The following is an 8672-nucleotide window of genomic DNA, read 5'->3' on the forward strand; positions in this document are numbered from 1 at the left end:
TGGGTTTGGCGCAGTACTTTGCGTTCTACAACGCCGAGCGTCCGCATCAGGCGCTGGGCTATGAGACGCCGGACCATGTCTACATTGCTGGTGTTGGGGGAGGCGCGCTGATCGTCGACAAGTTTAGCAACGCGGACCAGGCGCCGGAGAAAAACGGCGAAACGGGGCAGCGCCGGACAGCTGCGAAAGTGGAAATGGACACAGCTTAAACTAGCCGGCTCAGTGTCTTGACTGATGGGTCCACTTTAATCTACATCTTTGTGCTAGCTATGTGCGTACTGGTCGCACTTGGCCATGCCGGCAGAATGGCGTGGTTGCTGCTGGCAAGCACTCCACCAAGTTCGCTACTACAGCCGAGCGTCTGGAGCGTCTCCTTCCTTACTGCCGTTTCGGTGGCCTTGCCTGCACTTGCGATTGGCGCCTTGCTGATCACACATCGGCAGATCGTTGTCCGGGCTGAACACGCGGCCAATCATGACCACTTAACAGGCGCAGCATCGCGCCGCGCATTCTTTGAGATCGCCGCACGTGAGATGGCGCGTGCAGAACGGAACGGACGACCATTAGCCTTGTTGCTGGTCGATCTTGATAACTTTAAAACTATCAACGACAGCTGGGGGCACGAAGCAGGAGACACAGCACTGCTGCGCGTAGCCCATGCGGCGCATAACATGTTGCGTGTCGTGGATTGTGTAGCTCGGCTCGGCGGTGACGAGTTTGTTCTTCTGCTGCCTGACACAGGTCTCCACGGCGCGGCTGCTGTCGGCGCCAAACTGCAGCATGCTGTGCGTCACGCGGATCAAGCTCGAGCTTCATCGCCTGTACTCACGTTATCTATTGGAGTTACGTTGTTCTCGCCGGGAGAGGACATCAAATTCGCCATGGCCCGCGCTGACGAAGCGCTATACGCTGCTAAAGCGGCAGGGCGCGACCGCGTGGAAGTAAAATGCCATGAGCCTCCGTTGTCACTCGTGCCACGCCGCGCCTAAACAAGACTGCTCCGCTATCAATGATAGACGCTTGTCATCGTATGGTCTGAGCTAACTGACGTGGAGCTGGCCGCAGTGCTGGGCTTTGCAGCAACGTTAGGCTGGACTGTAAAGTCCGCCTCTAGCCGATCTCAGCCGTTCATTCCGCAACAACGGCCGACCCGCTCGAGCATTGCAGAGAACCGTATGCCCAGCGCAGCCGGTCTCATCCTTGACTCCGCAACCAATTTCTTCACTTCTAGAATGACTCGTACTGTCGTGCTCGACACTAGAGCGATTCGTTTCTATCGCCAGAACCATACGTAGTATCCACAACTACAACTGTTTCAACGTTGCCATAGCACAACAAGAAGGTTAATTCTTGTTGTTAGTAAGTTAAACATTTGTAGGATTCATCTTACGGTGCAGTACTATAACTAAACTGCAAACTCTAGACCGTTGGTAGCAATACCAGCCGATCTATCTAACATGAATACGAATACCGAAGGCCCCAGCAAGGATGTTCTGGCCTTCAAACTAGGTCAGGAAGAATACGGCATAGATATCCTTACAGTTCAGGAAATCCGTGGATACGAGCCGGTCACGCGCATAGCAAATGCGCCTGACTTCATCAAAGGGGTCGTTAATTTGCGCGGCGTGATCGTACCGGTCGTGGACATGAGGATCAAGTTCAACTTGTCGGATCCCACCTATGACAGCACGACAGTCGTGATCGTTCTGGACCTCGGGAAAAAGATCGTCGGTATGGTCGTCGATAGTGTTTCCGATGTCACAAACCTGACGGCCGAGCAAATCCTGCCAGCGCCCGACATGGGCAGCGCACTAAGCGCAGATTACCTGACCGGCCTTGGCACGCTTGATGAGCGCATGCTTATCCTCGTCGACATCGTCGGACTGATGTCATCCAGCGAGCTGCTCGGGTTTGAAGAACGTCTTGCTGCGTAACACTTCATCCATATTTCTCTCCCATTAGGCACACATGTTCGCGAACACAAAAGTTGGAACTAAACTAATTGCCGGTTTCCTTTCCCTTGCACTTCTTGGCGCGATCGTAGCCATGATCGGCATCTTCAATATGGGCCGCGTCAATGACTTAGCCGATCATATGTATGAGCGGGAGCTGGTCGGCCTCTCCCACATCAAGCAAGCCAACATCAATTTGATCTATGTTGGGCGGGCCCGTGGCAACTATCTTCTGGCGACAACTCAGCAGGAGCGGGATACCAATCTCGCAAACGTACGTAAGTACACCGCAGCGGTGAAGGAACATCTGGAAGCTGCAAAGCCGCTTTTCGTCACTGAGGAAGCGAAGCGTATTTTCGCCGAGGTAGCGACAGTGTCGGCTGACTACGAGCGTGACATGGAGCGCGTATTCACCTTGGGCGCAGCTGAGGCGTTTCCGCAGCGTGGCGAAGCCTTGAGTGCTGCACTGGTGGACACGCGTAAGCATGCAAATGCTCTAGACGACATGCTCGCCAAGTTGTCCGAACAGAAGGAAGTCCGCGCCAAGGCCGCAGCAGTGGAAACCACTGATCTGTTCAATTCCAGCCGCACTTTGATGATTGCGCTGACTCTTGGCGGCGCCCTTGTTGGCGCAGCTCTGGGCATGCTCATCACGCGCAACCTCACCCGCCAGCTCGGCGGCGAGCCAAACGAGGCATCAAGCATCGCGGCAAAGATTGCCAGTGGTGACCTGAATGTCACGATCACGACCAAGCCAGAAGACAAATCGAGCATGATGTTCGCCATGAAGCAAATGCGCGATAGCCTGGCAACAATTGTCGGTCAGGTGCGCATGGGTACTGATGCGATCGCGACGGCTTCGGCGCAAGTTGCGGCAGGCAATATGGATCTGTCCTCGCGCACAGAGCAGCAGGCCAGCTCACTCGAGGAAACCGCGTCTTCAATGGAAGAACTGACGTCCACCGTTACGGAGAACGCCGAGAACGCACGTCAAGCCAATACGCTTGCTGCCAAAGCTTCGGAAGTCGCGGTTAAAGGCGGCACTGTGATCCATGAAGTGGTTGGAACCATGGAACAAATCAACGATTCGGCGAAGAAGATTGTGGACATCATCACGGTCATTGACGGCATCGCCTTCCAGACAAATATCCTGGCGTTGAACGCTGCAGTCGAAGCGGCCCGGGCTGGCGAACAGGGCCGTGGATTTGCAGTGGTGGCGTCCGAGGTTCGCACGCTGGCGCAGCGCTCGGCCAGCGCTGCGAAGGAGATCAAACAACTCATCGGCAACTCGGTCGAGAAGGTAGAAATCGGCAGCAAGTTAGTTGCTGATGCCGGCGCTACCATGAGCGAGATCGTTGAAAGCGTCCAGCACGTTACAGACATCATGGCTGAGATTTCTTCGGCCAGCCAGGAGCAGACCATGGGCATCGGCCAGATCAATCAGGCCGTAGCGCAAATGGATCAGGTTACGCAGCAGAACGCTGCCTTGGTGGAAGAAGCTGCCGCGGCTTCTGAAGCAATGCAGGAGCAGGCAGCGAATCTGGCTGAAGTGGTAAGCGTATTCAAGCTTGGCGCCGACACGCCTGCTGCAGTCGCTGTTGGCATCAACCGGACAGTAGCGAAGCCCGCCAGACCGTCCGCCAAGACAACGCGGCCAGTTCTGACGCGGCCGACCGAAACGCCGCGCAAGACAGCAAAGGCAGAGGCAGTGGATTGGGAAGCATTCTGATTCCCGTTGCTTTACTTAATGATGCCCCTTCGGGAGCATTTTTGCGCGCTACACGTGCGCGCCAGCGGAAAAGTGTGAAGTAAGATCGTTGGAAACAACAGGAGAACAGATGGAATTTCGTGGCAACGCCGAGAATGCAGAGAGATTTTTTCGTGCGATGCTACAGCTCAGTAGTTCACCAATAGTGATCACTGACGCCAAAGCTCGCGATAATCCGATTGTTTTCGTGAACCCGGCTTTCGAGCATGTCACCGGCTATCGAGCCGATGAAGTACTTGGCCGCAATTGCCGGCTCCTTCAAGGAGACGACAGGGAGCAGCCTGGTCGTGCGATTGTGTCGAATGCGATCCGCACTGGCACGCCATGCGAAGCACTGTTTCGCAACTACCGCAAAGATGGCCAGTTGCTCTGGACACACCTCTACGTGTTTCCAGTTACCGATGAGGTTGGCGGTATTTCACACTTTCTCGGCATCCAGCATGATGTTACGGCACGCCAGGAAGCCCAGCAGGCGGCGCTCCTCGCCAGCGCCCAAGTAACCTCTGTTCTCAACAGTATTACTGAAGGGTGTTTCTCACTCGACCGCGCGTGGACTTTCACCTATATGAACGCCCAGGCTGGAGTGTGGCTCGAAAGACGGCCTGAAGATCTCATCGGAAAGAACGTGTGGGCGGAATTTCCCGAAGCAGTCGATTCGGTTTTCTATGAGACGTATCACCGTGTGATGCGCACCCAGCAGTATGGCCAGTGCGAAACCTTTTACGCCCCGTTAGGAAAATGGCTGGAAGCCAGAGCGTATCCCGCACCGGATGGGCTGACCGTGTTCTTCATGGACATAACTGGTCGAAAAAAACATGAGCTCGCGCTAGTCTATGCTGCAACGCATGACCCGCTCACAGGACTACCAAACCGCAGCGCCTGTCTCACGACACTTACCCGCCGACTTAGGGTAAGTGCCGAGGCAGGAGAAAATGTCGCGACGATCTTCATTGACCTGGACCACTTCAAAGAAGTCAATGACGCGTTCGGTCACGCGGCGGGCGATGTGGTACTGGAGAAGATTGGCAGCCGCCTGGGAAAATTCGCATCTGATACATGCGTTCCAGCACGAATAAGCGGGGATGAATTCGTTGTCATTATATCGGGTGGCCAAGAGACGCAGATACGCAACCTTGCCGCACAACTGCTTGATGTGATCGCAGCGCCAATATCACTTAATGGCCAAGATATTACCATCGGAGCAAGCATCGGCATTGCCTTGGCCCTCAAAGGAACAGCGGTCACCGCAGACGAACTGCTCAGCTGGGCCGACACCGCCATGTATCGAGCCAAAGCAAACGGACGTCATTCACTAAGCGTCTACGACAGCGGTGTGAGCGACTGGAGTCGCATGCGCCATCGACTGAGACAGGAGATGCTGCACGCGCTTGAAGCTGGTCAGTTCCTGCTGCACTATCAGCCGCAAGTTAGTTTGCGAGACAACAGTGTAATCGGTGCCGAAGCACTGGTCAGGTGGCAGCACCCTGAATTTGGATTGCTTAGCCCGGCCGCGTTTCTCGATATTGCCGAGGAATCGCCGCTTATCATCCAGATGGGTAAATGGGTATTTGACGAAGCATGCCGCCAGCTTCGTCAGTGGAATGATAAGGGATTCTCGATCAAGATGTCGGTCAATGTATCAGCACGCCAGCTTTCGAACCGCGACTTGCCTGAGATGATGAACCAAGCCATTAAACGTCACGGCGTGAGTGCAGAAGCCATGAAGCTCGAGGTTACCGAAAGCATGCTCGCGCAGGACTTCGACACAATGTCGCAGATCTTGGCAAGCCTGAAACAGAAGGGCTTCCGTATTGCACTTGACGACTTCGGCACTGGCTATTCAAATCTGTCCTACATCAGTCGGTTGCCAGTTACCGCTATAAAGATCGACCGTTCATTCGTCACTGGTCTATCGATCGATAAGGGGGCACTACCGTTAATCAAAGGGATCGTCGCTCTAGCTAAATCCCTAGACTTGCATGTGATCTGCGAAGGAATCGAAACGAAAGAGCAACGCGAAATTTTAGAAGGCACTGAGTGCGACAGTATCCAAGGTTACGTTATTAGCAGGCCTGTATCGGCCGAGTCCTTCTATACAAGATGTTTACTCGAGCGCAAGGAAAAGGTGTGAACGCAGCTCACTCTGCCTTACGCTGCCCTCTTCGGGGCATCAGGTTTCTAAACTTTCGAAGATAGCGAATTGAGGTTGGCTCACTCAGCAGCGATGGTCCATCTCGATATTGTCGCCCCGTCCGTATGGGCGAGATTTCCTACGCTCGTTTTTGCTAGAATAAGCCGTTGGATATTTCGGGAACTTTACGCACGCTATTTGTCATTTTGACTACGCAAACGGATAATTAAAATCAATAATGCAAAGCAAGGTCACCAATGAGGACCCGGTCCTTACTACCAGCGCCGCAGCCCGCATGTTGGGCGTTGCCACCAGCACAGTACAGTTATGGATGGAGAGCGGTGCGATTCCGTCGTGGAAAACCCCCGGCGGACACCGCCGCACCTACATGAGCACGATCCAAACAATGCTGGACCATGCCGCCCCCTTGTCGGGTTCACTCTCCAGCGAGACGCCGATGCGGGGATTGACTGATCCTGAATTCGTTCTGCAGGATGACGAACGCTACCCAATTCACGTTGACGAATCCCGCCGGCTAGCAGCGCTTGCTGCATCGGCCCTGGTAGACAGCTCGCAGGAAGAGCGCTTTGACCGCATTGTCCGGCTGGCAACGACAGTCACTAAATCCCCGATCGCCCTGATCACGCTATTAACCGCGCGCCGCCAATGGTTTAAGGCGCGGGTCGGTATGCACCTGCATGAAACCCCGCGGGAATGGGCCTTCTGTTCGTATGCCATCCTGGAGGATGCGCCCTTCACGGTCGAAGACGCCGCGACCGACGAGCGCTTCTGTAAGAACCCGCTTGTGCTAGCCGAGCCGCGTATCCGCTTCTACGCAGGGGTGCCGCTACGCGACCATTCCGGCCTTCCGATGGGGACGTTGTGCGTGATCGACCGCGAGCCGCGTCGGCTACGAACGGCCGAATTCCAGTCTCTATGCGATCTGGCAAATATTGCGACGTCTGAGTTTCAGGCTCGGATGCCCTAATATGCACGGCTCACCGCTGACCGCGCGTAAGCATCGAAAGTTGGCCAAACAAGCGCCGATAGAGCAGCTGGCTGGCGAAGGCGGAATCCTGGATGCGCAAGGTAGTCACAAAAACCATGTGGTTTCTAGATGAAGGTGTCGAATCAGTTGCAGACGCATAGACCGAATCTTAGGAGATTCCCCGACTTTCTAGGATGCTTTAAGAATCTGACACACAACTGCTTTTGCAGAGCGTACTTTTCAACTAGCGTTAATCGCGTGTTTTCGATTGTTGCGGTCACTTATGAGCTATTACAAGCATCCGCATATTCGGAAGAAGTGCTCGGCAATAGTTTTGGGCTTTACGAAAACACTCCGCTACTTGATGTTCAGACTGCACGTTTACGTCTGCCTTGACCGATGGGGCAGACGCCACGATCTTTAATGATGCCTATCGCTTACCATGGCAAAGAACTCCCTTGTGGTACTGATCTTGCCCCGCTTTTCCCGGACACAGCCTGATGCTTAGTTAGCGTCAGTTTCCAGAGCCTGACGGCGTCGCTCTTTCCTAAACATCCGCGGCGATTTGTAGCCGAGCGCTGAATGCGGATGCACCTCGTTGAAATGCTTGAATGCGTCGGGCAACTGAGTCAGCACGACAGCGCCGCTGCTGCGGTCCATGCCGCCGACGTAATCTCGTTTAAACGTGTTCACGAAGCTCTCTGCCATGCCGTTCGACTGCGGGCTGTTCACTGGCGTATGCACCGGCCTGATGCCCAGTTGATGGGCCAAAGCGTGCGTTTCGATAGCCCGGAAAGCGCCGCCATTGTCGCTCAAGAATTCCACTGTGATCGCCCGCTCGTCGGTGCTGCCGAAACGTGCTTCCACGGCCTCAATCATCATGTCGCGCACCGGCTCACCGGGCAGGCCACGTCCGATCCAGGCACGCCAGGCGATAATCTCGCGGTCGCAGCAGTCCTTCATGAACACGCCAGTCACCACCTCGCCGTTGTCGCAGGCGATCTCGAAGCCATCCGAGCACCAGCGCTGGTTCGACTCTTCGACCATCACTTTGCCGTCGTGAGGGCGGCCGCTGTCACTACGCCTAGGCGATTTCGGCAGCAGCAAACCCTGCTCCTTCATCACGCGGTACATGCGCTTGTGGTTCACTGGACGCAGGCCCATCAGGCTTCGCGTACGGTTCACCAGGGCGCCAGCACGACGGTAACCATAGGTCGGCAGCGCCGTGATCTCGGCGCGTACCGCGTCGGCAATCATCGCGTCGGCGACCGGGTCGAGCCTGGCCACGGTGCGCTTGTCGACCCAGTCCGCGGGTCGGGCAAGAAGGTCAATCACGTGCGAGCGCGCTACACCAAGGACAACGCAGACAGGCTTTACTGCCCGTCCTTGTCCAATAAGGGTGAGCGCGCAATCCACTTTTTTTCGCGAGCCAGCTCGACCGCTTCGCGCAGGATCTCCGCCTCCATCGTCTTCTTGCCCAGCATGCGCTGCAGTTGCGCGATCTGGGCGCGCGCCGCCGCCAACTCACTCGCTGGCACGACCGATTCACCTGATTGCACCGCCACCAGGGCGCCTTCCCGCTCGAGCTTGCGCCAGTTGAACAGCTGGCTGGCACTGATGCCGTGCTTGCGGGCCACCAGCGACACGCTCATGCCCGGCTCGTACGTTTCCTTAACCAGCGCAGCCTTTTCCTGCACTGACCAACGGCGGCGTCGCTCTTCGGACACCGTCACGACTTCGATGGTTTGGTTGTTTCTAGTCATACTCACAGTCTTATTCCTATCCGTAAGGATACAGCATTGACTGTGTCTGGTACTTCAAGGGGCTATCTCA

Annotated in this window: 7 protein-coding genes; 6 read left to right on the forward strand and 1 reads right to left on the reverse strand. The window is 55.5% G+C overall.

The annotated features are described in order from the left end of the window. The 6 genes from YWC_RS33970 to YWC_RS0126440 form a co-directional block, all read left to right on the forward strand. Window positions 1-209: integrase core domain-containing protein (locus tag YWC_RS33970; RefSeq protein ID WP_027868044.1), on the forward strand; the 209-nt coding region annotated here is incomplete at its 5' end. A gap of 96 nt (window positions 210-305) precedes the next feature. Next, window positions 306-989, forward strand: a complete 684-nt coding sequence (locus YWC_RS32490) for a GGDEF domain-containing protein (RefSeq protein ID WP_229413208.1) — start codon at window positions 306-308, stop codon at window positions 987-989. 468 nt (window positions 990-1457) lie between these two features. Continuing rightward, window positions 1458-1934, forward strand: a complete 477-nt coding sequence (locus YWC_RS0126425; RefSeq protein WP_027868046.1) for a chemotaxis protein CheW — start codon at window positions 1458-1460, stop codon at window positions 1932-1934. 34 nt (window positions 1935-1968) lie between these two features. Further along, window positions 1969-3681 carry a methyl-accepting chemotaxis protein gene (locus tag YWC_RS34145; protein WP_051306782.1) on the forward strand — a complete coding sequence of 571 codons (1713 nt, stop codon included), beginning with the start codon at window positions 1969-1971 and terminating at the stop codon, window positions 3679-3681. A 109-nt stretch (window positions 3682-3790) separates the two neighbouring features. Beyond that, window positions 3791-5851, forward strand: coding sequence for a putative bifunctional diguanylate cyclase/phosphodiesterase (locus YWC_RS31060; protein WP_084416622.1), 2061 nt, complete (start codon window positions 3791-3793; stop codon window positions 5849-5851). A gap of 238 nt (window positions 5852-6089) precedes the next feature. Beyond that, window positions 6090-6839: a GAF domain-containing protein gene (locus YWC_RS0126440; RefSeq protein WP_027868047.1), complete on the forward strand. Its 750-nt coding sequence runs from the start codon at window positions 6090-6092 to the stop codon at window positions 6837-6839. Window positions 6840-7343: 504 nt separating this feature from the next. On the opposite strand, the gene YWC_RS0126450 is transcribed toward YWC_RS0126440, so the two are convergent. Then, a protein-coding gene (locus YWC_RS0126450; protein ID WP_229413060.1) for an IS3 family transposase occupies window positions 7344-8602 on the reverse strand; the annotation gives its coding sequence in 2 pieces (ribosomal slippage) (window positions 7344-8272 and window positions 8272-8602; 1260 coding nt in all). Between the last annotated feature and the right edge of the window lie 70 nt (window positions 8603-8672).

Source organism: Massilia alkalitolerans DSM 17462, assembly GCF_000427785.1.
Taxonomy (GTDB): Bacteria; Pseudomonadota; Gammaproteobacteria; order Burkholderiales; family Burkholderiaceae_D; genus Telluria; species Telluria alkalitolerans.